Annotated in this window: 19 protein-coding genes; 6 read left to right on the top strand and 13 right to left on the bottom strand. The window is 68.7% G+C overall.

Translation table 11 applies throughout. The annotated features are described in order from the left end of the window. Nucleotide 1 precedes the first annotated feature (1 nt). The 9 genes from ychF to gltX form a co-directional block, all read right to left on the bottom strand. The gene (ychF, locus tag EES48_RS05945) at nucleotides 2-1,096 is read right to left on the bottom strand and encodes a redox-regulated ATPase YchF (protein ID WP_122465454.1); all 1,095 of its coding nucleotides are present in this window, start codon (nucleotides 1,094-1,096) and stop codon (nucleotides 2-4) included. Nucleotides 1,097-1,174: 78 nt separating this feature from the next. Then, the gene (locus EES48_RS05940; RefSeq protein WP_122465453.1) at nucleotides 1,175-1,741 is read right to left on the bottom strand and encodes a hypothetical protein; all 567 of its coding nucleotides are present in this window, start codon (nucleotides 1,739-1,741) and stop codon (nucleotides 1,175-1,177) included. Between the two features lie 15 nt (nucleotides 1,742-1,756). Beyond that, complete coding sequence (gene msrB / locus EES48_RS05935) at nucleotides 1,757-2,239, bottom strand: peptide-methionine (R)-S-oxide reductase MsrB (protein WP_122465452.1); 483 nt, start codon at nucleotides 2,237-2,239, stop codon at nucleotides 1,757-1,759. Nucleotides 2,240-2,282: 43 nt separating this feature from the next. Continuing rightward, the gene (locus EES48_RS05930) at nucleotides 2,283-2,690 is read right to left on the bottom strand and encodes a DoxX family protein (RefSeq protein ID WP_122465451.1); all 408 of its coding nucleotides are present in this window, start codon (nucleotides 2,688-2,690) and stop codon (nucleotides 2,283-2,285) included. Between the two features lie 19 nt (nucleotides 2,691-2,709). Further along, nucleotides 2,710-4,260, bottom strand: a complete 1,551-nt coding sequence (locus tag EES48_RS05925; RefSeq protein WP_122465450.1) for an AMP-binding protein — start codon at nucleotides 4,258-4,260, stop codon at nucleotides 2,710-2,712. Between the two features lie 100 nt (nucleotides 4,261-4,360). Next, entirely contained in the window at nucleotides 4,361-4,846 is a 486-nt protein-coding gene (locus tag EES48_RS05920) for an Hpt domain-containing protein (RefSeq protein ID WP_122465715.1), read from the bottom strand. Between the two features lie 94 nt (nucleotides 4,847-4,940). Continuing rightward, nucleotides 4,941-7,412: a DUF305 domain-containing protein gene (locus EES48_RS05915; protein ID WP_205679375.1), complete on the bottom strand. Its 2,472-nt coding sequence runs from the start codon at nucleotides 7,410-7,412 to the stop codon at nucleotides 4,941-4,943. A gap of 166 nt (nucleotides 7,413-7,578) precedes the next feature. Then, the gene (gene gltA / locus EES48_RS05910; protein WP_122465449.1) at nucleotides 7,579-8,880 is read right to left on the bottom strand and encodes a citrate synthase; all 1,302 of its coding nucleotides are present in this window, start codon (nucleotides 8,878-8,880) and stop codon (nucleotides 7,579-7,581) included. Between the two features lie 69 nt (nucleotides 8,881-8,949). Beyond that, nucleotides 8,950-10,362: a glutamate--tRNA ligase gene (gltX, locus tag EES48_RS05905; RefSeq protein ID WP_122465448.1), complete on the bottom strand. Its 1,413-nt coding sequence runs from the start codon at nucleotides 10,360-10,362 to the stop codon at nucleotides 8,950-8,952. On the opposite strand from gltX, the gene EES48_RS05900 reads away from it, so the two are divergent. Beyond that, nucleotides 10,361-12,502, top strand: a complete 2,142-nt coding sequence (locus tag EES48_RS05900) for a ComEC/Rec2 family competence protein (RefSeq protein WP_122465447.1) — start codon at nucleotides 10,361-10,363, stop codon at nucleotides 12,500-12,502. The two genes, gltX and EES48_RS05900, sit on opposite strands and share 2 nt — an antisense overlap. On the opposite strand, the gene EES48_RS05895 is transcribed toward EES48_RS05900, so the two are convergent. Together EES48_RS05895 and EES48_RS05890 are read right to left on the bottom strand one after the other, a co-directional pair. Further along, a complete protein-coding gene (locus tag EES48_RS05895) occupies nucleotides 12,499-13,263 on the bottom strand; it encodes an NAD kinase (RefSeq protein ID WP_205679374.1) in 765 nt (254 codons plus the stop codon). The two genes, EES48_RS05900 and EES48_RS05895, sit on opposite strands and share 4 nt — an antisense overlap. Before the next feature lie 48 nt (nucleotides 13,264-13,311). Beyond that, nucleotides 13,312-14,403, bottom strand: a complete 1,092-nt coding sequence (locus EES48_RS05890; RefSeq protein ID WP_240623236.1) for a DUF2336 domain-containing protein — start codon at nucleotides 14,401-14,403, stop codon at nucleotides 13,312-13,314. Between the two features lie 167 nt (nucleotides 14,404-14,570). Here EES48_RS05890 and EES48_RS05885 point away from each other — a divergent pair, with 167 nt between their 5' ends. The 4 genes from EES48_RS05885 to EES48_RS05870 all read left to right on the top strand — a co-directional run bounded on the left by EES48_RS05885 (nucleotide 14,571) and on the right by EES48_RS05870 (nucleotide 20,578). Beyond that, on the top strand, nucleotides 14,571-15,335 hold the full coding sequence (locus EES48_RS05885) for a class II aldolase/adducin family protein (RefSeq protein WP_122465446.1): 765 nt from the start codon (nucleotides 14,571-14,573) through the stop codon (nucleotides 15,333-15,335). 37 nt (nucleotides 15,336-15,372) lie between these two features. Then, complete coding sequence (locus EES48_RS05880) at nucleotides 15,373-16,128, top strand: hypothetical protein (RefSeq protein ID WP_122465445.1); 756 nt, start codon at nucleotides 15,373-15,375, stop codon at nucleotides 16,126-16,128. A gap of 110 nt (nucleotides 16,129-16,238) precedes the next feature. Continuing rightward, nucleotides 16,239-17,381 carry an efflux RND transporter periplasmic adaptor subunit gene (locus EES48_RS05875; protein ID WP_122465444.1) on the top strand — a complete coding sequence of 381 codons (1,143 nt, stop codon included), beginning with the start codon at nucleotides 16,239-16,241 and terminating at the stop codon, nucleotides 17,379-17,381. Beyond that, a complete protein-coding gene (locus EES48_RS05870; protein WP_205679389.1) occupies nucleotides 17,381-20,578 on the top strand; it encodes an efflux RND transporter permease subunit in 3,198 nt (1,065 codons plus the stop codon). The genes EES48_RS05875 and EES48_RS05870 overlap by 1 nt, the downstream gene beginning before the upstream one ends. A 3-nt stretch (nucleotides 20,579-20,581) precedes the next feature. On the opposite strand, the gene EES48_RS05865 is transcribed toward EES48_RS05870, so the two are convergent. Further along, complete coding sequence (locus EES48_RS05865) at nucleotides 20,582-21,139, bottom strand: c-type cytochrome (protein ID WP_122465442.1); 558 nt, start codon at nucleotides 21,137-21,139, stop codon at nucleotides 20,582-20,584. Between the two features lie 74 nt (nucleotides 21,140-21,213). Here EES48_RS05865 and EES48_RS05860 point away from each other — a divergent pair, with 74 nt between their 5' ends. Further along, the gene (locus EES48_RS05860) at nucleotides 21,214-23,013 is read left to right on the top strand and encodes a hypothetical protein (RefSeq protein ID WP_122465441.1); all 1,800 of its coding nucleotides are present in this window, start codon (nucleotides 21,214-21,216) and stop codon (nucleotides 23,011-23,013) included. 4 nt (nucleotides 23,014-23,017) lie between these two features. Here the strand turns inward: EES48_RS05860 and fumC are convergent, their stop codons facing one another. Further along, nucleotides 23,018-24,409 carry a class II fumarate hydratase gene (gene fumC / locus EES48_RS05855; RefSeq protein WP_122465440.1) on the bottom strand — a complete coding sequence of 464 codons (1,392 nt, stop codon included), beginning with the start codon at nucleotides 24,407-24,409 and terminating at the stop codon, nucleotides 23,018-23,020. Nucleotides 24,410-24,470: the final 61 nt, after the last annotated feature.

Below are 24,470 nucleotides of genomic sequence, written 5' to 3'. Positions count from 1 at the left end.
CCTAGTTGAACAGGAAGTGAAGTACGTCGCCGTCCTTGACGACGTAGCTCTTGCCCTCGGCGCGAAGCTTGCCGGCGTCGCGCGCGCCTGACTCGCCCTTGAGCGCCACATAGTCGGGATAGGCCACCGTCTCGGCGCGGATGAAGCCCTTTTCGAAATCGGTGTGAATCACCCCGGCCGCCTGGGGCGCCGTGGCGCCGATCGGAATGGTCCAGGCGCGGGCTTCCTTGGGACCGACGGTGAAATAGGTCTGCAGACCCAGCAGGGCGTAGGCCTCGCGGATCAGGCGGTTGAGGCCCGGCTCCTCAAGGCCGAGGGTCTCGAGGAATTCAGCCTGTTCGGCGTCGTCCAGGACGGCGATCTCGGATTCGATCTGGGCGGAGATGACCACGGTGTTGGCGCCATCGGCGCGGGCGCGCTCGGCGACCTTTTCGGACAGGTCGTTGCCCTTGTCGGCCGAGGCCTCATCGACATTGGCGACATAGAGGGCGGGGAGCGCCGTCAGCAGCTGGAGCATGTCCCAGGCCTTGCGATCCTCCTTGGACACCTCGGCGGTGCGGGCGGGCTTGCCGGCGTTCAATTGGGTCAGGGCCAGATCGACCAGCTTGAGGCTCTGCTGGCTCTCCTTGTCGCCGCCCTTGGCGCGCTTCTCCATCTGGACGCGGCGGCGCTCCAGGCTCTCCAGATCGGCCAGCATCAGTTCGGTCTCGATGATCTCAAGATCGGAGACGGGGTCGATGCGGTTTTCGACGTGCGTGATGTCGTCGTCCTCGAAGCACCGGGCCACGAAGGCCACGGCGTCGCAATCGCGGATGTTGGCCAGGAACTGGTTGCCCAGGCCCTCGCCCTTGGACGCGCCGCGCACCAGGCCGGCGACATCGACGAAGGTGATGCGGGCGGGGATGATCTCCTTGGAGCCGGCGATCTCGGCCAGGATCGGCAGGCGCGCTTCGGGCACGGCCACGTCGCCGGTGTTCGGCTCGATGGTGCAGAAGGGATAGTTGGCCGCCTGGGCCGCCGCCGTCTTGGTCAGGGCGTTGAACAGGGTCGACTTGCCGACGTTGGGCAGGCCGACGATCGCGACTTTCAGGGCCATGGGATCTTTGCGCTGGATCGGAGAGGGGCGCGACCTAGCACGGGTGGGCGGCGGCAGAAAGCCGCGCGGGCCGTCGGACTAGCGCAGGCTTGAGCCGCGACGGGTCGCGGGGTCGTTGTCGTCGTCGCTCCAGTCGACGCGGAGGCTGGCGCCGACGCTGGTGCGCTCGCCGGCCGGGGCGAGATCGGGGCGAACGCCGATCGGACCGGCGTAGGGCAGGTAGCCGTAGCCATAGCCATATGATGGGATGCCGCCCTCGCTCTTGGAATAGCTGAGGCCGACGGTGACGTTGTCGCCGAGCGGGGCGATCATCGACAGGTGATAGCCCTGATAACCGTTCGACCCGAAGGAGTAGCCGGCGTCGATGTAGGTGCGGCGGTCGTAGGAGGGCAGGGCGTCGAGGTCGGCGTCGGCGTAACGGTCGGGATCGCGCGGGTCCTGATCTGCGGCGCGGCCGGCGGCGAGATAGGCGTCAATCTGTTCCTGGGTGGACAGGCCATGCGGCGTGGGCTCGGCTGGAGCGTCGGGATCGGGCAGAGGCGCCTGGGCGACATAGGTCACACCGGCCGGGGCCGTGACGACGACGCCCTCGGCCGGGTCGTCCGATGCGAGGGCGGCGAGGGCGATCAAGGCGAACACGGACATGGCTGCAGCCTCCCCCTAGATTGCGGCCGACGCAAGGCCGTCGCCGCGATCCAGCGGATCGGGCAGGGCCTCGCCCTCGGGCGTGAAGGTCAGGGCGACGGAGTTGATGCAGTAGCGTTCGCCGCTGGGGGGCGGGCCGTCGGGGAAGACGTGGCCCTGATGGCTGTCGCAGCGGGCGCAGCGGGTCTCGACTCGGACCATGCCGTAGGAGGTGTCGCGCACCAGCTTCAGGTGATCGGGATCATAGGGCGCCGTGAAGCTGGGCCAGCCGGTGCCGCTCTCGAACTTCTCGACACTCTTGAACAGTGGCAGACCGCACAGGCGGCAGCAGAAGGCGCCGGCGCGCTTTTCCTCCAGCAAGGTGCCGCAGAAAGGGGCCTCGGTGCCGTGGTTAAGGAGGACGCGCTTCTCCTCGTCGGTCAGCCCGTGCTCCAGCGTGGCCAGCTGGGTCGGAGACGGCGGGGTGAGGTCGAAGCCGGAGGCGGAGCGATCGGTCATGCCCAGACAAATGGGCGCCGCGGCCCGCCGTTCCAGAGGTGCGTCACCAGCGACGGCGACGACGGGTCAGGGCGTCCACAGACCACGGGCCCGGGCCGGCGAAGACGATGTAGAGGAAGACGAAGCAGAGCATGACCGCCAGTTCGCCGCCATTGACCAGGGGATAGAGGCTTTGGGGCGCGTGAAACTGGAAATAGGCGACGGCCATCATGCCCGAGAGGATGAAGGCGACCGGGCGGCTGAACAGGCCGATGGCCAGCAGCAGGCCGCCGACCAGCTCCAGAACCCCGCCGACACCCATCTGGCTTATCAGCTCGAACGGCGCGCGGGCGGGCGCGGGAAAGCCGATGATCTTCTGCAGGCCGTGCTGCATCAGGATCAGGGCGCTGATGATGCGCAGCAGGCTGAGCACCTTGCCCGAATGCGGGGTGAGACTGTCGCCAGAAAACATGCCGGGGATTCCCTGACCGTCAGGCCGCCTGGGCCTGGGTCTCCACCATCTGCTGGATGGCCACATAGTCGGTCTTGCCCGTGCCCAGCACCGGCAGTTCGGACACCTTGACGATCTTGCGCGGCACCGCAAGCTCCGGCGCGCCGTGGGCGCGGGCCCATTCGCCGAGGCGGCCCAGCTCGGCGCCGGAGTTGTCGGTGACCAGAACCAGTCGCTCGCCCTTGCGGGCGTCGGGCAGACTGACCACGGCGTGGCGGTTCTCGGGCCACACGGCGCTGGCCAGGCCCTCGACGGCGGCCAGGCTGACCATCTCGCCGCCGATCTTGGCGAAGCGCTTGGCGCGGCCGAGAATCTCGACGTAGCGCTCATCGTCCAGCTCGACGATGTCCCCGGTGTCGTGCCAGCCGCCGACCAGCGGTTCGATCTGGCCGGGGTCGTCGGCGGACAGATAGCCGGCCATGATATTGGGGCCGCGCACGAACAGGCGGCCGCCGCGGTCGATGCCCTCGACCGGTTCGATTCGTCCCTCCACGCCGGGCAGCAGCTGGCCGACCGAGCCCGGGCGATTGCGGTCGGGGTGGTTGACGGCGGCGACAGGGGAGGCCTCGGTCACGCCGTAGCCCTCCAGCAGCGTGACGCCGCCGAAGCGGGTGTTGAACAGGTGGCGGGTCTCGTCCTTCACCTTCTCCGCGCCGGCGACCACGAAGGCCAGGCTGGCGAAATCGTCAGGACCGGCCACACGGGCGTACTGGTTCAGGAAGGTGTCGGTGGTCATCAGCACCGAGGCCTTCACCTCGGGCAGCAGGGCCATGATCTGCTTGGCGTGCAGCGGCGAGGGGTATTCGAAGGCCTTCAGCCCCTCCAGCAACGGCAGGATGACGCCGCCGGTCAGGCCGAAGCAATGGAAGGTCGGCAGGGGGTTGAAGAACACCCAGTCCTTGTCCAGCGCGATGTGGGCGGCGACCTGGCGGGCGTTGGCGACCAGATTGGCCTGGGTCAGCATGACGCCCTTGGGGGCGCCGAAACTGCCGGACGTGAACAGGATGACGCCGGGATCGCTGGGCTCGGCGGGGGCGGCGAAGCGGCGGGGCATCAAGCCGGCCAGCAGGCCGAACAGCTTGTCGCCGAGACCGATGGTGGCGCGGATGTCGTCCAGCCAGACCATCTCGACCTGGCTCTCCATGGCGGCGACCAGATCCTCCAGCTTGGCCTGCTGGATGAAGCGGCGGGCGGTGAGCACCCGCGTGACGCCGGCGGCCTCGCAGGCGGCTTTCACATTGCGCTCGCCGGCGGTGAAGTTGAGCATCACCGGGGTGCGACCGAAGGCGTGCAGGCCGAAGAAGGTGACGACGACGCCGGCCGAGGACGGCAGCAGGATGCCGACCCGCTCCTTTTCCTCGGTCAGGGCGGCGAGCTTGCGGCCCAGAACGAACAGGGCCCGGATCAGGCCGGTATAGGTGAGGGGCTTGCGATCCTGGTCCTCCAGGATCTCCTTGTCGCCATAGCGGTCCCGAGCCGTGATCAGGCTCTCGATCAGGGTTTCAGGCTGAAACTGAACGCTGGAACTCACCTGGCCGTCCCCGTGGGCGAGGGTCTTAAAGCCCTCTAGAGGCGGCGCACCCTAGAGCGGGGTCACGGTGATGAAAAGATGGCTTACGCGGCGTGAGCGTTCAGCGCGCGGCGTAGACCCGGACCTGGGTTTCCAGTTCCTCGGCCAGGGCCCGGCCAACCGGGTGATCCTCGGTCTGGATCTTGTCGCGGACCACGGCGCGGATGGCGTTGATGTGGGCTTCCAGCAGGGACTTGGGCGCCGTCAGACGCTTTTCCGGCTCGTCCATTAGGCGACACAGGGAGGCGGCCAGGCGCGTGACCAGCGGATACTGGTAGGTGCCGCCCAGGCCTTTGAGGTCGTGGGCGCGGAAATAGAGGCCTTCGGCGGTCTCGGCGGTCAGGCCCTGGGCCTGGATGGCGGCCCAGGCGGCGTCCATCTTGTCGATCTCGTCCTGCAGCCACTGGCCGAACTGGTCGGACATGGCCCTGAGGGCTTCCTCGGCCTTGGCGATAGCCGCGGCGTCGATGCCGCCGAACCCGCCGCCCACTTTGAGACGCAGGCCGTTGGGCGGCTGGATCACCTTGGCGGAAGAATTGGACACGATGGCACCCCCGGAACTTCGAGTGCTCAATTGTGGCCAATGAGTCTTTAAGAACCGATGACCGGCGGGACGCGCGCGCCCCGCCGGCCTGTCGTGATCAGCCCAGACGCTCGGCGATGCCTTCCAGCGTCGCCTTCAGGCCGGTCATGCGCTTGGCCGTGGGGTCGAGACCTTCGGAGGCCTGAACCTGGTCGGCGAGGGCGCGGACCTGGCCGGCTACGGAGGCGTCGGTCGAGCCGGCCTCGATCAGGGGCTGGGCCTGATCCATCACCTGGGTGATCTGCATCCGCATGGCCTCGGGCATGGCGTTGTCGCGGGCCAGCTGGTCCAGATAGGCCTTGGCCACGACGGGGTGGGCGGGCCAGGTGACCGGGAACTGCTGCTGCGGGTTCACCGTGCCCCCCTCGTCGGCCAGCTGGGCGGCGGCGATCTCATTGGCGGTCAGATGCTCGCTGGGGGTCAGCTCCAGCACGTCCAGGCCGCGGGCGATCTCGGTGCCGTAGATGCGGCCGTTGTACCAGTAGACCGACCAGTAGCCGCCCATGACGAAGCGCTCGTCATTGACCGCGCCGCGATCGAAATAGGCGATCTCACGAGGATTGGCCGAGTCGGTGAAGTCGCTGATCGACAGGCCGCCCTGGTACCAGGCCTGGACGAACAGGTCGCGGCCGGGGACTGGGATCAGCGAGCCGTTGTGGGCGACGCAGTTCTCGTTGTCGCCCTGGGCCGCCGGCAGCTTGTAGTAGCTGCGGAAGACCATTTCGCCGTCGACGATGTCGTAGATGGCGTTGGCGCCCCAGGTCTTGGGATCCTGGACCCGGCAGCGCGGACGGGCGCCGCCGCCCCATTCGTCGGTGAAGACGACCTTGGTGCCGTCGTTGTTGAAGGTGGCCGAGTGCCAGTAGGCGAAGCCCTCGTCGACAACGGCGTCGATGCGCGACGGCGCGCGGGGGTTGGAGATGTCGAACAGGATGCCGTTGCCCGAGCAGGCGCCGCCGGCGATGTTCTTGGACGGGAACAGGGTGATGTCGTGGCAGTGGTCGGTGCGGTTGGTCGACTGGGTGCCCTCGCCATGGTCGCCGCCCTGCCACAGACCGGCGATCTCGCCCGTCTCCTGATTGGCGAAGACCGTCGGGCTGTCGATGATCCGGGCCTGGGACGGATCGGCCAGGGGGATTTCGATCACATCGACGCTGAACAGGGCGGTTCGCGGATCGCCGGGCGCCCCGGTGACGCAGCCGGCCAGCTCTTCCTCGTCACGGACGCTGGAGATGCCGGAGTTGTAGACGATCAGCCGCTGGTCGTCCTGGGCCACCACGGAGTGGGTGTGCGAGCCGCGGCAGGTCTGGACCTGGCCGACCTGGACCGGGCGGCTGATGTCGGAGATGTCGAAGATGCGCACGCCGCGGAAACGCTCGGGCGAGGGGCCGTCCGGCACGCCCTGACGGCCGCAGTCGACGCGCGAGGAGGTCGATTCGACCGACATCAGCATCAGGTCGCCGACGATGGAGACGTCGCCCTGACCGCCCGGGCAGACGAGCGAGGTGATCAGCTGGGGCTCTGGGCCCTCGCCGATGCGGTAGAGGTTGATGCCGTGATAGTTGCCGGTGGCGAGGATGTCGCCGGAGAAGGCCATGTCGGTGTTGGCGAAGCTGAGGAAGGGCGAGCGGCGGCCGAACTGGGCGGCGTCACCGTCTTCCTCGTCGCCATCGGCGTCCTCGGACGGGATCCGGGGCGGATTGCCCTCGGGATTGTTGGGGTCGAAGAAGCCCGTCGGCTTGGGCAGGCTGGCGACGAGGGTCATGTTGCTGATGGCCTGTTCGGCGTCGCGGAAGCCGCCGACGAGGGTGGTGCGCGGATCGCCGGCGCGTTCGCGCAGCAGTCCGGTCATGCGGCCGATCTCGGCCTGCTGCTCGTTGGTCACGTCATTGGCGAAACGGAACAGCACGGGGTCGTAGGCCGAGCCCGGACGGCTGAACAGGTCGGAGACCATCTCCAGAGCGCCCTCGTGGTGGGCGATCATCAGCTCCAGGAACATGCGGTCGAACTCGGCGCCGCTGGCCGCGGCCAGGGCCGCCATCTGCTCAGGCGTGGCCATGCCGGCCATCATGTGCCCCTGGGCGGCGCCGTGGGCCGAATGATCCATCCCGGCATGGGCCGAGTGATCCATGCCGGCCGGCATGGCGTGACCGGCGGCCGGATCGGGCGCCGTCTCGCCGCGCTCGGTCAGCCAGCCTCGCATGAACTCGATCTCGTCGGCCTGGGACGCGTTGATGCGACCGGCGATGTCGATGATTTCCTGGGTGTTGGTGCGATCGGCGACCAGATTGGCCATCTCGACGGCCTGGGCGTGGTGCAGGATCATGTCCTGCATGAACTTCACGTCGTCGGCCGAGTAGCGGTTGTCGGCGATGCGCGCGGCCTCGTCGGCGTTCAGGGCCCGCGACTGCTGGCCCGGCGCGCCCGGCTGGACGATCGGCGCCTGCTGGGCGGCGGCGCCCGAGGCGAGCATCAGGACACCGGCGGCGGCGGAACAGCCGAGCAGCTTACGGACGGACAGGCGAGACACGATCGACAACGGTATTCACTCCCCAGATTTTATAGCGTCGCGGTGGGGTAGCATGGGGATCGCCGGACGATAAGCCGCCGATTGGCCGCATTTGGTCATGCTCAGACATCAAAACGCCGGGGCCCGTCGGGCCCCGGCGTCGGCAAGTTCAGATGGATGGTATCGCTCAGCCGCGCTGGCTGATCGGGACGTAGTCGCGTTCGGTGGGGCCGGTGTAGAGCTGGCGGGGGCGGCCGATCTTCTGCGACGGATCCTCCATCATCTCCTGCCACTGGGCGATCCAGCCGACCGTGCGGGCCAGGGAGAACAGCACGGTGAACATGGTGGTCGGGAAGCCCATGGCCGACAGGGTGATGCCCGAATAGAAGTCGACGTTGGGGAACAGCTTGCGCTCGATGAAATACTCGTCGTTCAGCGCGACCTTCTCCAGTTCCATCGCCACCTGCAGCAGCGGATCGTTGGGGTCGCCGACGGCCTTGAGCACCTCGTGGGCGCTCTCCTGCATCACCTTGGCGCGCGGATCGTAGTTCTTGTAGACCCGGTGGCCGAAGCCCATCAGCTTGTATTTCTTGTCCTTCACGCCCTGGATGAACTCGGGGATCTTGTCGGGCGTGCCGATCTCCTTGAGCATGTTCAGCGCCTCCTCGTTGGCGCCGCCGTGCGACGGGCCCCACAGGCAGGCGATGCCGGCGGCGATACAGGCGAACGGATTGGCGCCCGACGAACCGGCCAGGCGGACGGTCGAGGTCGAGGCGTTCTGCTCGTGGTCGGCGTGCAGGATGAAGATGCGGTCCATGGCCTTGGCCAGGACGGGGTTCACTTCATACTCCTCGGCCGGGACGGCGAAGCACATGCGCAGGAAGTTCTCGGAGTAGCTGAGGTCGTTCCTCGGCGACACGAACGGCTGGCCGATGTGGTATTTGTAGGCTCGGGCCGCGATGGTCGGCATCTTGGCGATCAGGCGGATGGCCGAGATGTTGCGCTGGACCGGATCATGGATGTCCAGGCTGTCGTGATAGAAGGCCGACAGGGCGCCGACCGTGCCGACCATGATCGCCATCGGGTGGGCGTCGCGGCGGAAACCCTCGAAGAAGCGATCGAACTGCGAATGCAGCATGGTGTGCATCGTGACGTCGCGCTCGAACTGCTCGTACTGGGCGGCGGTCGGGAGCTCGCCGCGCAGAAGAAGGTGGCAGACCTCGACGAAGTTGGATTTCGACGCCAGCTGGTCGATCGGATAGCCGCGGTGCAGCAGCACACCCTCGTCGCCATCGATATAGGTCAGGGCGCTTTCGCACGACGCCGTCGAGGTGAAGCCCGGATCATAGGTGAAGGCGCCCGTGCCGGCGTAGAGCTTGCGGATGTCCAGCACGTCCGGGCCGGTGGAGCCCTTGAGCACGGGCAGATCGACGCTCTTGTCGCCGTAGGTCAGGCTGGCGGCGCCAGCGGTCTTCACGTCATCGGCCATACGCGGGCCCCCTTTTAGGCTGTGGGCGACACCCGCGCCCCTCGCGCGGTTCCGCCGTGTTGTCGGCGTTCACTTAGTGTGTTGCAGCGCATCATCCAAGCGCCCGAGGCTTTGTTCACGACCGAGTGACACCAGGATGCGCGCGATATCCGGGGAGGGCAGGCCCCCGGTCAGGGCCGCACGGACCGGCGGGCCGATCTTGCCAAAGCCCACGCCCTCGGCCTCGGCGAAGGCCTTGAGATCGGCCTCCAGCGCCTCGACGGTCCAGGTTTCGAAAGCGGCCAGGCGGTCGCGAAGACGGGCGATGCGTTCGCCGGCCTCGCCCGTAATTTGGGCCCGCGCCTTGTCGTCGAGGGTGAGCGGGCGGGGGGCTAGGGCGAAGGCGGCCTGGGCCTTGAGCTCGACCAGCGTCTTCGCCCGGTCCTTGATCAGGCCGATGACCCGCATCAGCGCCTCGCGCTCGCTGCCTGTCGGGGGCGTGTCCGAGATCAGGTCCGCCAGGCGGCCGTCGTCGGCCAGCCGCAGCCAGTGGGCGTTGACGTGGGCAAGTTTGTCAAAGTCCAGGCGCGAGGCGGCCTTGCCCAGGCCCTCGAGATCGAACCACTGGATGGCCTGGGCGTCGTCGAACAGCTCGGCGTCGCCGTGGCTCCAGCCCAGCCGGGCGAGGTAGTTGCGCATGGCCTCGGGCAGATAGCCGAGGTCTGCGTATTCGTGGACAGCCTGGGCTCCATGCCTTTTGGACAGCTTGGCGCCGTCGGGGCCGTGGATCAGGGGCACGTGGGCGAAGGTCGGGCGAGGCCAGTCGAGCGCATCATAAATCAATGATTGACGCGCGGCGTTGTTGAGGTGGTCGTCGCCGCGGATGACGTGGGTCACGCCCATGTCGTGGTCGTCGGCGACCACGGCGAGATTGTAGGTCGGGGCGCCGCCCTCAGACTCCTTGGCGGTGCGGAGCAGCACCAGGTCGTCGAGATCGGCCACGTTCCAGGTGACCCGGCCCTGAACCGCGTCATCGACCACGACCTCGCCCTCGGCCGGGCGGCGGAAGCGGACGACGTGAGGCTGGGCGGGATCGCCTTCGGCCGGATCGCGGTCGCGCCAGGGGGAGACAAAGGCGCGGCGCTGGGCCTTGGCCTCGTCGCGCAGACGGCCGGTGTCCTCGGCGGAGGTGTAGTCGCGATAGGCCGCGCCCCGGGCGAGCAGGTCGTCCACCACCTCGCGGTGGCGATCGGCGCGGGCGAACTGAAACACCGGAGGCTCGTCAGTGGCGAGGCCCAGCCAGTCCAGACCCTCGAAGATGGCGTCGACGGCGGCCTGGGTGGAGCGTTCCCGGTCGGTGTCCTCGACCCGGATCAGGAAGCGGCCGCCGTGACGGCGCGCGAACAAGAAGTTGAAAAGCGCCGTTCTTGCACCCCCTATGTGCAGATAGCCGGTCGGGGATGGGGCGAAGCGGGTGACGACGGGAGCGGAAACAGCAGACATGGGGGCCTCGAATTCGGGCGTCCTTATAGCCGCTGCGCCGCGCGAGCCCATAGCCGGACGCGTCAAGGCCTGGCTCCGGGACCAGGTCCTAGCCCAGCACGACCGCTGGCGGCTGTGGGCGCCGGTCGCCTATGGCGGCGGGGCGGCGCTGTATTTCGCCCTGCTGGAGGAGCCGCCGTTGTGGCCGCTGGCGCTGATGGCGGCGGTCGCGGTGGGGGTCTGGATCACGACGCGGCGGCTGGGGTTCGGGCGAGGGGTGACCGTGCCGCTGATGATCCTGGCCTGTTTCGCCCTGGGGCTGGCGGCGGCCAAGCATCGAACGATCCGGGTCGCCGAACCGATCGCTCCGGCCCTGATCGAGCCGACGATGGTCGAGGGCTGGGTCGTGGACGTCGATTCCGCCGGAGCCAATGGCGCGCGGGTGGTACTGGCGCCGGTCCGTATCCGCGGGCTGGAGCCCGAGCAGACGCCGATCCGCCTGCGGGCCACGGTGCGGGGCGAGCCGCCCGCGCCGGGGTCGGCCGTCCGCCTGTTCGCCATTCTGAACCCGCCGCCGCCGCCGGCCGCGCCGGGTGGCTATGACTTCGGTCGAAACGCCTTCTTTCTAGGGCTGGGCGGGACGGCGTTCGGACTAGGGCCGACGCGTGAGGCCACTCTGCCGGAGCCGCCGCGCGAACTGCGCTGGCGCATGGCGCTGAACGCCATGCGCTATGACCTCGCGTCCCGGATTGTCGAGAGACTGGGCCCGGAGAGCGGCGGCATCACCGCCGCCATGACCACGGGGCACGAGACCTGGATCAGCGAAGAGCAAAACCAGGTGATGCGGGACTCAGGGCTGTATCACATCATCTCGATCTCGGGCCTGCACATGGCGATCGTCGGCGGCTTCGTCTTCTTCGCGACGCGGCTGCTGGTGGCCGGCTGGCCGTGGCTGGCGTTGCGAGTGTCGTCGAAGAAGGTGGCGGCCTGGGCGGGGCTGGCGGCGGTGGGCGGCTATCTGTTGATCTCGGGCGGGCCGCCCCCGGCGGAGCGGGCCGCGATCACGGCGTCGGTGGCCTTCATCGCCATCCTGCTGGACCGGCGGGCGATCAGCATGAACGCCCTGGCCGTCGCGGCCCTGATCGTGCTGACGCTGAGGCCGGAGTCCATCGTCCAGCCGGGGTTCCAGATGTCGTTCGCCGCCACCGCCGCCCTAGTGGCCCTGGCCGAGGCCTGGCCGCGTCAGATGAAGCCCATGAAGCTACCGTTCGCGCTGGCCGCCATCCAGAAAATCTGGGGCTGGTTGCTGGCGGCCGGAGCGGCCAGCCTGGTGGCCGGACTGGCGACCGGTCCCTTCGCCATGCAGCATTTCAATCGGACGGCCGTCTATGGGCTGATCGCCAATGTGGCGGTGTCGCCGATCTCCAGTTTCGTGATGATGCCGGCCCTGGCGCTGGGGGCGGCGCTGACGCCGTTCGGCCTGGGCGGGCCGTTCCTGGATCTGGCCGGTCGGTGCGTCGATCTGATGCTGGCCATCGGGACCTGGACCTCCAGCCTGCCCGGCGCGGTGCGCAATATCCCCTCGGCGCCGGCGGTGGCGCTGCCGATCGCCTTTCTGGGCCTACTGACGATCTGTCTGTGGCGGGGGCGGCTGCGCTGGCTGGCCCTGCCGATGGCGACGGCGGTGCTGTGGTGGCCGCGCGAGCCGACGCCCGACATCTGGATCGGCGACGGCGGGACCAATGGCGCGTGGACGCAGGCCGGCCAGGCCACGGCGGTGCGCCCCACGGTGCGCGAGTTCGCGCTGGACCTGTGGTCGCGGCGACGCGGGCAGCAGCTGCAGGCGCCGCCGGAGGGCGAGCTCGACTGCGGCCGGTTTTCCTGCGCGCCGACCGAGACGGGGCCGCTCGCCATCTGGTGGGGGCGGCGGGCTCCAGACGCGGAGCAGCTGTCGGGCCTGTGCGCCACGGCCGAGGTGGTGTCGGTCAGAGGGCAGGTGGTCGAACTGCCCGCCGCCTGCGACGGGCGTCTGGTGCTGGACGGCGTCGATTACGCGCGGGGCGGATCGATCGAGCTTTGGCGTGACGGAGATGATTGGCGCGCGGTCTGGGCGGCGGATGATCGGGGCGATCGGCCGTGGTCCCGGCCCACCGGCGCCTAGCCCGCGAACTGCTCGGTCAGGACGCGCTCGTGGTAGGTGCGGTTGGCGTCGAACAGCATGGTCAGGGCGATGTCGCGGCGCTCGCGAACCTCGACGCGGGCGACGCGACGGACCTCGGTCGAGTCGGCGGTGGCGCTGACCGGCCGCTTGTCGGCTTCCAGCACATCGAAGGCGACCTCGGCGCCGTGGCTGAGTAGGGCCCCGCGCCAGCGACGGGGCCGAAAGGCGCTGATCGGGGTCAGAGCCAGCATCCGGGCGTCCAGCGGTATGATCGGGCCGTGGGCCGACAGGTTGTAGGCGGTGGAGCCCGCCGGGGTGGCGACCAGGGCGCCGTCGCAGATCAGCTCGTCCATGCGGACGCGGCCGTCCACGCTGACACGCAGTTTGGCCGACTGGCGCGTCTGGCGCAGCAGGGAGACCTCGTTGAAGGCGAGCCCGCCAGTGCGGTCTCCGGCGACGGTGACGGCGTCCATCTGCAGGGGGTGGATCACGGCCTCGTCGGCGGCGGCCACCCGAGCCGGCAGGTCATCCTCGCCGAAGTCGTTCATGAGAAAGCCGACCGAGCCCCGGTTCATGCCGAACACCGGGACCATGGCGTCAAGATTGGCGTGCAAGGTTTCCAGCATGAAGCCGTCGCCGCCCAGGGCCACCACGACCTCGGCCTGATCCAGCGGGTGCTCGCCGTAGCGCTGGACCAGCCGCTCGCGTGCGGTCTGGGCCTCGGGACGATCACTGGCGAGAAAGGCGAGGCGCTGGGTCACGCGTGACAGCAAGCCCACGGGGCGGCCGCTGTCAAACCGCAAGGAGCGTCAGGCGGCCGCGGAAGGCGCGGCGGCGCCGAGGCCTCGGGTCAGGACGGACGCCGGCAGATCGCCCTTGGGCAGACCGTTGTTGAGACGGCGGATTTCCTGAAGCAGGGCCGGAAACACCGCCCGGTCGATGCCCACGGAGGCGCAGGCCAGGAGCAGCGGATTAGCGGATTCTGAGTGCATCGCCCGGCGCACCTGTTCGGCGCTGAAGCCGCCCAATTCGGCCAGGGCATGTTGAAACAGACTGAGCCGGCCCTCGCGGATCGCGCGGATCAGATAGCCGGGGCGCAGTTGATTGGAGGCCTTGAGCTTGGCGACGAGGCGGCGGTCCATCTCCTGACGCTCGGCGTCGGTGATCGGGGGGGCGGCGTGGGCTTCGGGCGGAGCCGGCGTCGCCTGGCGCGCGGCGTGGGCGACAGCCGAGGCCAGGTCCGGGTCGTCGACCCTGAAACGCTCGCCGATGCTCTGGCGCAGGGCGTCGCCGACATAGGCGTAGAGGCGCTCGGCCATGGCGGCGTTCAGACGGGGATGGCGGGCGAGCGGAGACCGCAGGGCGGCGATCTTCTCCGACGCCTCGATCAGCCGGTGGAGGGCGTTGTCGCCGATGCGCGCCGTTGGGTTCGAGGCCAGGGCGCTGAGGACCGCCATCTGGCCCAGATCGACGACCGCTTCGCAGACGTCATTGGGCAGATCCGGCCGGCGGGCGACCTCGATCTGGTGATCCAGCGTGGTCTCGATCAGCACACGCAGAAGGGCCGGGGCGTCGAGCACCGGACTGCGCGCGATGATCGGCCGGGCGATCTCGATCTCGTCCAGCGCCAGCATGTTGATGAGGGCCGGCGGCGCCCAGGCGGCTTCGGCCAGACATTCGGACAGGGTGCGGCGGATGTCGCGCTCGGCCTGGCCGGCCAGCAGCAGGAAGATTTCGCCCAGGACCGCGTGGCCGGGATCGCCGGGCGTCGGCGGCGCGGCGTCGCACAGGGCGGCGACGCCGAGCAGCAGGCGCTGGCGGTCCGGCAGGGCGCGGCTGCGGGCCAGGGCCACGAGCTCGGTCGGCGAGGGCGGCGCGGCGAGATGGACCGGGGCGTTCACGCGGAGCTTTCCTGACGCGGGCGCGTCGAGTCGCGACGCTGAGAAGGATGAGGCCAGAGGGAAGTGAATCGCCGGTTAACCATGTTCGGCCAATGCGACGCGCGCTTGACCCTCTGACGCGGCGGGGAGAAGGTCAGGGAAGTCTGCAAGCTGCACGGGAGGCGATCATGGCCGATGGATCGACGGTGTCCCTCAAGAATCGGGTGTCCGAGGCTGAGTGGAAGACGCGGGTCGAGTTGGCTGCGCTGTACCGGCTGGTCGCGCTGCAGGGGTGGGATGACATGATCTTCACCCACATCTCGGCCCGGGTGCCGGGGCCGGAGCATCACTTTCTGATCAATCCCTACGGCTGGTACTTCGAGGAGATGACGGCCTCGGCCCTGGTCAAGGTCGATCTGGAGGGGAACATCGTCCAGGAGACGTCGAGCTTCATCAATCCGGCGGGCTTCACCATCCATTCGGCGATCCATGCGGCGCGCGAGGATGCGAAGTTCGTCATCCATCTGCACACCGTGGCCGGTGTGGGCGTGGCGGCGCAGCAGGAGGGGTTGCTGCCGATCGGCCAGAACGCCTGCCTGCTGCAGCATCAGGTGGCCTATCACGGCTATGAGGGGCTGGCGCTGAACCACGACGAGCGCGAACGGCTGGTGGCGGACCTGGGCGACAAGCCGCTGATGCTGCTCAGGAACCACGGCACGCTGGCGGTGGGGGAGACGGCCGCGGCGGCCTGGGTCGCGATGTTCTTCCTGGAGCGCGCCTGTGCCCAGCAGATCGCCGCGCTTTCGGTCGGTCGGGACCACGTGCTGATGGCGCCCGACGCGGCGCAGGAAGAGACCCGCGAGCAGGGCAAGGGGATCGGCTTCGTGTCGTCCCTCGCCTGGCCGGGCGCGCTGAGACAGCTGGATCGGCGGTCGCCCGGCTACGACGCCTAGGATTGCGCCGTTGGGGGGTTGGGCGCGGATAGGGCCGATGATGGCGGGCGCGCTTCTGGCGACGCCGGCGACGGCCGGCCCGTGGGCCATCGGTGACGGCGAGGCCCAGGTCATTCTCAAGGCCGAGCACATGACCGCCGATCAGGGCTTTGATCCAGACGGCGTGCGGCGCGATCTGCCGGCGGACCGTCGCGACAGTTCGGTCGGCGTGTTTGCGGAATACGGCGTGACCGACCGGCTGACCCTGCAGATCAAGGGCGACTGGCAGTGGGGCGACGACGCCTTCGTCGACTATGAGGGGCGCGGGCCGATCGAGGTCGGGGTGTGGTGGCAGGCCTGGCGTGACGATCGCTGGGCGGTCAGCGGCTACGTCGGCTACGCGGACGGCGGCGAGGGGCGCAACGCCGGCTATGCGGCACCGGGGCAGGGCGACGAGGATGTCGAGGTCCGGGTTGGCGTGGGGCGCTCGTTCGGCGAATCGGACGGCGGAGGCTGGCGGCCGCAAAGATCCTTTGCGGATGTGCAGCTGGCGCGGCGGATGCGCGCAGGCCTGCCCGATGAGGTGCGGCTGGACGCGACCCTGGGCGGACATTTCGGCGAGGATTGGATGATCTTGGGCCAGGCCTTTGCGGGCCAGGCGGATGATGGCGGCCCGCGCTGGCTAAACCTGGAAACCTCGGTTGTCAGGCGCTTTGGCGACTGGAGCGTGCAGGCCGGATGGCGCGAAACCGTGGCGGGCCGCGAGACGCCGGCGGCCTCTGGACCCCTGATCGCGGTGTGGCGCCGTTTCTGATTGTCGCAGGGCGACGGAAACCGGAACGGTCTACGTTACATAGACTTTATTTGCGTCGGGCCGTGCTCGGCGCATAGCGGTGCGCGCCCATTCCTCTGTCGAGTCCTCCCTTGCTGAAACGCCACTTTTTCCTCGTCGCCGCAGCCGGCGTGCTCGCCCTGATGGTGCTCGCCGTGGTGTTGAGAATGGCGTTCGCCGGCGACGGAGAGAGTGGCGGCGGCGGACCGGGCGGGCCCGGCGGCCGAGCTCAGCTGGTGTCGGTGACCACGGCGTCCGAACGCGCGTTCAGCGACCCGATCTCGGTGCTGGGCGTGGCGCGGGGACGCCGTTCCGTCGACATCACCTCGGCGACCACCGAACTGATCACGCGGGTGATGTTCGCCGACGGCCAGACGGTCGGCGCGGGCGCGGCGCTGGTCGAGCTTCAGGCCGACGAGGAAGACGCCGACATCATCCAGGCCCGGGCGGCGGTGGCCCAGGCCCAGCGCAACTATGAACGCTATGCCGAGCTGGCCGAGCGGGGCATCGCGCCGCGCGTCACCGCCGAACTGGCCGAAACGGAGCTGGACACCGCCCGCGCGCAACTGAACGCGGCCGAGGCGCGCCGTGGCGACCGGATGATCCGCGCGCCCTTCGCCGGTGTCCTGGGCCTCAGCGACGTGACGGCCGGCACGCTGATCAATCCGGGCACGACCATCGCCACGCTGGACGACATTTCGGTGATCCGCGTCGACTTTCCGGTGCCGGAGCGGTTTGTGTCGCTGCTGAGCCCCGGCGTGCCGATCACGGCCACAGCCGACGCCTATCCGGGTCAGACGTTCACAGGCCGCATCGCCCTCATCGACACGCGCATCGACCCACAGACCCGGGCCCTGACGGCGCGGGCGGAGTTCGCCAATCCCGGAATGCGCATCCGGCCCGGAATGATGATGCGTGTGCAGGTCGAGCAAGGCCGTCGCCAGGCCGTCGCCGTGCCCGAGGCCGCCGTCCAGTATGAGGGCGACGGCGCCTTCGTCTATCAGATCGCCCGTAACGGCGAGGCCGCGACGGCGCAGCGCATGGAAGTCCAGGCCGGCGCGGTGTCCGACGGCTTCGTCGAGATCAGTTCTGGTCTCGACGCCGGTGACCAGGTGGTCGCGGCGGGTCTGAACCGGATCCAGCCCGGCGCGGCCGTGACCGTAGGCCAGCCGCCCGCCGCCGGTCAGACGCGCACGGCGCAGACCGCGGCGCCCCAGAAGGCCGCCGCGTCATGATGATTTCCGATCTCGCTGTCCGGCGTCCGGTGTTCGCGGCCGTGGCCGCGATCGCCATCTGCGTGATCGGCTTCGCGTCCTTCTTCTTCTTGCCGGTGCGCGAGCTGCCGGACGTCGATCCGCCGGTGGTTTCGGTCAGCACCAACTACGCCGGCGCCTCGGCCGAGGTGATCGAGAGCCGCATCACCGAGCCGGTCGAGCAGCAGGTCGCCGGCATCCAGGGCATCGAGCGGATCACCTCGTCCAGCCGTGACGGACGATCCAGCGTCAACATCGAGTTTTCGCTGGACCGCAACATCGACGACGCCGCCAACGACGTCCGCGACCGGGTCAGCCGCGTGGTCGGGAACCTGCCTGATCAGGCCGACCCGCCCGAGGTGTCGAAGTCTGACTCCGACAGCTCGCCGATCATCATCCTGTTCCTGCGCTCGACGGTTATGGATCGGCTGGAGCTGACCGACTACGCCGACCGCTACATGCTGGACCGCCTGGCCACCGTGCCGGGCGTGGCGGCTGTGAACATCTATGGCGACCAGACCTACGCCATGCGCATCTGGCTGGATCCGGCGGCCATGGCGGCGCGCGGTCTGACCGTGACGGATGTCGAGAGCGCCCTGACCCGCCAGAACGTGGAGTTGCCGGCCGGCGCCCTCGATTCCGGACCCAAGAACTACACGGTTCGCGTGGCGCGGGCCTATTCGACGCCCCAGGACTTCGCCAGCCTGCCCGTGTCGTCGACCGGCATCGGCGGCATGACGTCAGGCGACCAGGCGATGGGTTCCGGCGGCATGATGACCACCGGGGGCGCCGGCGGCTATGTCACGCGTCTGGGCGATGTCGCCCGGGTTGAGGAGGCGCCGGAGGAAGATCGACGGACCTTCCGCGGCAACGGCATGGACCAGATCGGCCTGGCCATCACCCGTCAGGCCCAGGCCAACGACCTGGAGATCTCCGACGGCGTGCGCGAGCTAATGGAGGAGATCCAGCCGACCCTGCCGGAGGGGACGACCCTTGAGGTCGGCTCGGACAACTCTGTGTTCACTTCCCACGCCATCGACGAGGTGTGGATCACCATCGGCATCTCGCTGGTTCTCGTGGCGCTGGTGAACTTCATTTTCCTGGGCACGCTCAGGGCGGCGCTGATCCCCTCGATCGTGGCCCCGATCTGTCTGTTGGCGACCTTCATCGTGCTGGCCCCCATGGGCTTTTCGCTGAACCTGCTCACCTTGCTTGCGCTCGTTCTCGCCATTGGCCTGGTGGTCGATGACGCCATCGTGGTGACCGAGAACATCCAGCGTCGCATTGACTTGGGCGAGCCGCCACTGGTCGCCGCCGAACGCGGGGCGCGCCAGGTATTCTTCGCGGTGGTGGCGACGACCGTCGTGCTGATCTCGGTGTTCGCGCCGCTGATGTTCCTGCCGGGCTATGTCGGACGGCTGTTCGTCGAGCTGGCGGCCGCCATCGCCGCGGCGATCTTCTTCTCGGCCTTCCTGGCCCTGACCCTGTCGCCGATGATGGCGTCCAAGATCCTGAGGCCGGCGTCAGGCTCGGGCTGGGTGGCTCGCCGTGTCGACAAGGCGATGGATGCGCTCAAGAATTCTTATCAGGACAGCCTGAACGCCATGGTCGGCGCGCGTGTTGCGGTGATCGGCGTGGCGGTGCTGACCCTGGTGGTGGCGCTGGGCGCTGTCGGGATGTTCATGACCCTGCCCAACGAACTGGTGCCCCAGGAGGACAGGGGCCGCGTCATGGTCCGGGTGCAGGGGCCGGAAGGCGCAGGATATGACTACACCCGCGAGATCATGCTGGGGCTCGAACCCCTGCTGGCCGAATATCGCGAGAGCGGAGAGGCCGACAGCACCATGATCTCGGCGCCCGGCTGGGGCGGCGGGTTCAGCAGCGGCAACGCCATCATCACCCTGGCCGACTGGAGCGAGCGGGAGCGCTCCGCCGACGAGATCGCCCAGGAGCTGAACCAGCGCCTGCGCGATCAGACCTCGGCACAGGTCAACGCCTCGACGCCCGGCGCCTTCCGCGGCGGGGGCGGCGGCAATTCGGTCGACATGATCGTCACCGGCTCGGATTACGAGGCGATGTTCCGGTGGCTTCAGCCGATCCTGAACGCCTCGCTGCAGAATCCCGGCTTTTCGCGGCCACGCCTGAACTATGAGCCGAACTCACCGCGCCTGCTGGTCGACGTCGACCCGCAGCAGGCGGCGGCCGCGGGCGTGTCTTCACAGGACATCGGGCGCACGCTGGAGACCATGTTCGGGTCGCGCCGCGCCACCACCTACATCAAGGGCGGCCAGGAGTACGACGTCATCCTGCAGACCGATCTTGAGGACCGCCGCAGCGTTCAGGACCTGGAGCGCCTTTACGTCGGCACCGGTACGGGCGCTCTGGTGCCGCTGTCGTCGGTCACGACCACTCAGACCACGGGCGACACGCCGGACCGCCGGCGCCTCGATCGGGCCCGCGCCATCACCCTGCAGGCCGACCTGAACCCGGGCTACACCATCACCGAGGCGGTGGATTTCCTGACCGAGCAGGCGGCGCAACAGCCCCAGGGCGTGGCCACGCTGCGTTGGGGTGGGGCGGCCCGCGACCAGCGCGAGGCCGGCGGCGCCGTGCTGGCGGCGTTCGGTTTCGCCCTGCTGCTGGTGTTCCTGGTGCTGGCGGCGCAGTTCGAGAGCTGGATCACTCCCGCGGTGATCATGCTGACCGTGCCCCTGGCGGCGGCGGGCGGGCTGTTCGGCCTGTTGATGGCGGGCTCCAGCCTGAACATCTATTCCCAGATCGGGCTGATCATCCTGATCGGGGTGGCGGCCAAGAACGGCATCCTGATCGTGGAGTTCGCAAACCAGCTGCGCGATCAGGGCCGATCGATCAAGGAGGCCATCGTTGAGAGCTCGGCGCTGCGCCTGCGGCCCATCATCATGACCTCGATCGCCACCGCCTTCGGCGCCCTGCCTCTGGTGCTGTGGCAGGGGGCGGGCGCGGCCAGCCGCCAGACCATCGGCGTGGTGATCTTTGGCGGGGCGCTGTTCGCCACCCTGCTGACCCTTTTCATCGTGCCGGTGATCTATGGCGCCCTGGCGCGGTTCACCAAGTCGCCGGAATTCACGGCCCGCAAGATCGAGGAGTGGGAAGCCAAGGAGCAGACCGCCAACGATCCGCTTCCCCAGGCGGCCGAGTAGAGCTCAAGTCGCCGGGGCGTCGGCTTCGGCGATGGGCGTTTCGGCGGGCATCGGCGCATAGCCGGTTTCGACCTTGAGATAGGCGATCAGGTCGCGGCGCTCGTCCGGCATGGGAATGCCGGCGAAGCTCATCTTGTTGCCGGGCAGGAAGTCGCGCGGGCGTGTCAGCCACTGATCCAGCCGCTCGGCGTCCCAGCCGAATCCGGCCTGCCGCACGGCGTTCGAGTAGGTGTAGCCGGGGTGGGTCCCGGCGGTTCGGCCGAAGACGCCGAACAGATTGGGTCCGGTCATGTTCGGGCCCCCTTCGACAATCGTGTGGCAGGACCGGCAGCGGGCGAACACGCGACGCCCGTTCTCCAGATCGCCGGCGCTGTAGGGCGCGGGCAGGGAGGCCAGTAGCGCCTGCCGCTCGGCATCCGTTTTCTCACGCGCGGGCTGCGGCGGGGCGGCGGAGGACTCGTCGCTGGGGCCGGAACAGGCGGCCAAGGTGAATACCAGCCCTGCGGCCGCGACACGGCGCAGGGTTGCTGTGTGCCATGAGGGCGGGAGACGCTTCCACATAACGGCGGCTTTCAAGCTAGGCATGAGACTCAGCGCGAGATAAGGTCCGAGCCAACGGGGCAGGGGTCAAGCCGATGATGTCGTGGACGGTTCGCGGGGGCGGCCTGTTGCTGGCTCTCGTCGTGGCTCTGACCGCCCTGCCGGCGGCCGCGCAGTTGCCGGCCATGCGGGACCGCCCGCTGTCGGCGGCGGAGCGGACGCGACTGCAGGCGCTGGAAGGCGACATCCAGAGGATCTCGCGCGCGAGGAACACCTCGGCCGCCGCGGTAAGGACGATCGCCGGCAAGCTCGGCGCCCGGCTGACCACCACCGATCCCGCCCAGATCATTCGCCTGATCGACGAACGCGCCGGGGAGCTGGCCGAAGCCAAGGCCCGGATCGGGGCGCTCGAGGAGCAATTGGTTCAGCTGGATTCGATGCGGTTGGCGCGAGCGGTATCGCCGCTGCTGGAGGCCGCGCAGACGGCGATCGACGAAGGCGATCTCGACCTCGCCGAAGCCAAGCTGGCGGCGGCGGCGGACCAGTTCGGGTCCGCACGCGCCAATCTGGAAGGGCAGCTGGAGGCGGTCTCCACGCAGGAGGCCAATGTTCTGGCTCAGCGGGCGGTCGTGCGGCGGGCCTCGTTCGACGCCTTGGGCGCCGCGGAACTTTACGCCCAGGCGGCGGCCCTGATCCCTGCCGAGAACCGAGAGCTGCGCTGGCGCTATTTGAAGGGACAGGGTGATTCCCTGACCGAAGCCGGAGGGGACGCGGGGGATGCGGCGATTCTGACGCGCGCCGTGGCGGTTCTTCGAGACGAGGCTCTCCCGCTCGTGTCGAGGGAGGAGCGGCTGGACGACTGGCTGGATACGCAGGACGACCTCTCGCATGCCCTCCGTCGTCTGGGCGGCGTCAGCAACGACCCGGTCATCGTGGCGGAAGCGGCAGCCGTGGCGCGTGCGGCGGCCGATGCGACGCCATCCGGAGATGAGCGCCAGAACGCTCGGCGCTTCCAGCTGGCCGCGGCGCTGTCAGACCAAGCGGCCGTGGGCAGCGACATGGGCGCGCGCGACGAGGCCCTGGCCATATACAGCGACCTGCTGCCGCGCGTGGAAGCGCCGTCCGCGGCGATCGTGTTGAACTACGGCGTCATCCTGGCCCGCACGGCGTCCGTCAAACGGGATGCGGCGCTGGCGCGACTGGGCGCCGACACCATGGCCCAGGCAGCGGCCAGTATCGATCGCGAGGCGGAGCCCCGGCTGTGGCGACAGGCTCAGAGCAATCGCGCGCTTGCCCTCGGTCTTGTGGCCAGCCTGACCAATGACGCGGCCGCGCGACGCGAAGGCATCGCCGTGCTGGAACAGACGCTCGCCGCCATCGACCGCGATCAGTTCAACGACGCCTGGATCCGCCTGCATGGCGAACTGGCCAGCGCCTATGGTCAGTTGGCGGCGGCCGAGGATGCCGAGGGCCGAGCGTCGGCTGAAAAGGCCGTGGAGCACGCCCGCACCGCGACCCAGGCCGTCGATGCAGCGGCCAGCCCGGCGCTGTACACGCGCAGCCTCTATTTCGAAGGCCAGGCCATCCGGATCGCCGCTGATCTGCAACCGGACCTGTCGAACTACGACCTGGCGCTGGCCACGTTCGAGCGGGCGAGGGCCATCTCCACGGCCGATCGCAATCTGGGCGAATGGGCCGAGCTGACCGTGTGCATGGCTGAAACCTGGTTGCAGAAGGCCGTGCGTCTGTCAGGCGCCGAGCGTGAGGCGGCCCTGGCCGCGGCCGAGGGTCACCTGAAGGAGCTGGAGCCGCGACTGGCCACGATCAATGACGCGGGCATGGGACCGCGTATCGCCAACGCCCGGGAGGCCGCTCGCATCATCGCGGCAAGCTGACTTCTCAGCCCGGCGAGATCATCTTCTCGGGCCGCACCGCCTCGTCGAACTCCGCGTCGGTCAGATAGCCGCCGCCGACCGCTTCTTCGCGCAGGGTGGTGCCGTTCTTGTGGGCGGTCTTGGCGATCTTGGCGCAGGCGTCGTAGCCCAGCTTGCCGTTCAGGGCGGTGACCAGCATCAGCGAATTGTTCAGGCCGCGCTCGATGTTGTCGCGGCGCGGCTCGATGCCGACGACGCAGTTGTCAGTGAAGCTGACCGCCGCGTCGGCCATCAGCCGCACGGACTGCAGGAAGTTGTAGGCCATCACCGGGTTGAAGACGTTCAGTTCAAAATGCCCCTGTGACCCGGCGAAGGTTATGGCGGCGTGGTTGCCGAACACCTGGACGCAGACCTGGGTCAGGGCTTCGCACTGGGTCGGATTGACCTTGCCCGGCATGATGGAGCTGCCGGGCTCATTCTCCGGCAGGGCCAGTTCGCCCAGACCCGAACGGGGGCCGGAGCCCAAAAACCGGATGTCATTGGCGATCTTGAACAGCGAGGCGGCGACCGTGTTGATCGCGCCGTGGCTCATGACCATGGCGTCGTGGGCGGCCAGGGCCTCGAACTTGTTCGGCGCGGTGGTGAAGGGCAGGCCGGTGATCTGGGCGATCTTGTCGGCCACGCCCTCAGCAAAGCCAATCGGCGCGTTCAGGCCGGTGCCGACGGCGGTGCCGCCCTGGGCCAGCTGCATCAGGTCGGGCAGGGTGCTCTCGATCCGCTCGATGCCCTTGGTGACCTGCTGGACGTAGCCGCCGAACTCCTGGCCGAGCGTCAGGGGGGTGGCGTCCTGGGTGTGGGTGCGGCCGATCTTGATGATGTCTTTCCACGCCTCCGCCTTGTCGTTCAGGGCGTTGCGCAGGGTCTGCAGCGCCGGCAGCAGACGGTGAACGACCTCCTCGGCGCAGGCGACGTGCATGGCCGTCGGATAGGTGTCGTTGGACGACTGGCTCATATTGACGTGGTCATTGGGATGGACCGGCTTCTTGGACCCCATCTCGCCGCCCAGCATCTCGATGGCCCGGTTCGAGATCACCTCATTGGCGTTCATGTTCGACTGGGTGCCCGAGCCGGTCTGCCAGACCACCAGCGGGAAGTGGTCGTTCAGCTTGCCCTCGATCACCTCGTCGGCGGCGCGGACGATGGCGTCGCCGATGGCGGCGTCCAGCTTGCCGAGCGACATGTTGGTTTCGGCCGCCGCGCGCTTGACGATGCCGAGGGCGCGGACGACTGGCAGGGGCTGCTTCTCCCAGCCGATCTTGAAATTGCCGAGGCTGCGCTGCGCCTGGGCGCCCCAATAGCGATCCGCCGGAACTTCGATGGGGCCGAAGGTGTCGGATTCGGTGCGGACGTCGGTCATGGCGAACTCATGAGGCGTGGCGAACAGAGGTGCGGCCGTGTAGCACGCGAGGATGAGGCTT

The sequence above is a fragment of the Brevundimonas lutea genome (genome assembly GCF_003704105.1).
GTDB lineage: Bacteria > Pseudomonadota > Alphaproteobacteria > Caulobacterales > Caulobacteraceae > Brevundimonas > Brevundimonas lutea.
Note: the sequence above shows the minus strand (reverse complement) of the source record. Positions and strands in the feature narration are given on the sequence as shown.

What these genes read in the sequence shown, in the direction of transcription:
- EES48_RS05870 (WP_205679389.1), top strand. Translation starts at nt 17,381, where the DNA reads ATGATTTCCGATCTCGCTGTCCGGCGTCCGGTGTTCGCGGCCGTGGCC.
- EES48_RS05930 (WP_122465451.1), bottom strand. Translation starts at nt 2,690, where the DNA reads ATGTTTTCTGGCGACAGTCTCACCCCGCATTCGGGCAAGGTGCTCAGC.
- EES48_RS05860 (WP_122465441.1), top strand. Translation starts at nt 21,214, where the DNA reads ATGATGTCGTGGACGGTTCGCGGGGGCGGCCTGTTGCTGGCTCTCGTC.
- fumC (WP_122465440.1), bottom strand. Translation starts at nt 24,409, where the DNA reads ATGACCGACGTCCGCACCGAATCCGACACCTTCGGCCCCATCGAAGTT.
- EES48_RS05940 (WP_122465453.1), bottom strand. Translation starts at nt 1,741, where the DNA reads ATGTCCGTGTTCGCCTTGATCGCCCTCGCCGCCCTCGCATCGGACGAC.
- gltX (WP_122465448.1), bottom strand. Translation starts at nt 10,362, where the DNA reads ATGTCTGCTGTTTCCGCTCCCGTCGTCACCCGCTTCGCCCCATCCCCG.
- msrB (WP_122465452.1), bottom strand. Translation starts at nt 2,239, where the DNA reads ATGACCGATCGCTCCGCCTCCGGCTTCGACCTCACCCCGCCGTCTCCG.
- EES48_RS05885 (WP_122465446.1), top strand. Translation starts at nt 14,571, where the DNA reads ATGGCCGATGGATCGACGGTGTCCCTCAAGAATCGGGTGTCCGAGGCT.
- EES48_RS05865 (WP_122465442.1), bottom strand. Translation starts at nt 21,139, where the DNA reads ATGTGGAAGCGTCTCCCGCCCTCATGGCACACAGCAACCCTGCGCCGT.
- gltA (WP_122465449.1), bottom strand. Translation starts at nt 8,880, where the DNA reads ATGGCCGATGACGTGAAGACCGCTGGCGCCGCCAGCCTGACCTACGGC.
- EES48_RS05880 (WP_122465445.1), top strand. Translation starts at nt 15,373, where the DNA reads ATGATGGCGGGCGCGCTTCTGGCGACGCCGGCGACGGCCGGCCCGTGG.
- EES48_RS05900 (WP_122465447.1), top strand. Translation starts at nt 10,361, where the DNA reads ATGGGGGCCTCGAATTCGGGCGTCCTTATAGCCGCTGCGCCGCGCGAG.
- ychF (WP_122465454.1), bottom strand. Translation starts at nt 1,096, where the DNA reads ATGGCCCTGAAAGTCGCGATCGTCGGCCTGCCCAACGTCGGCAAGTCG.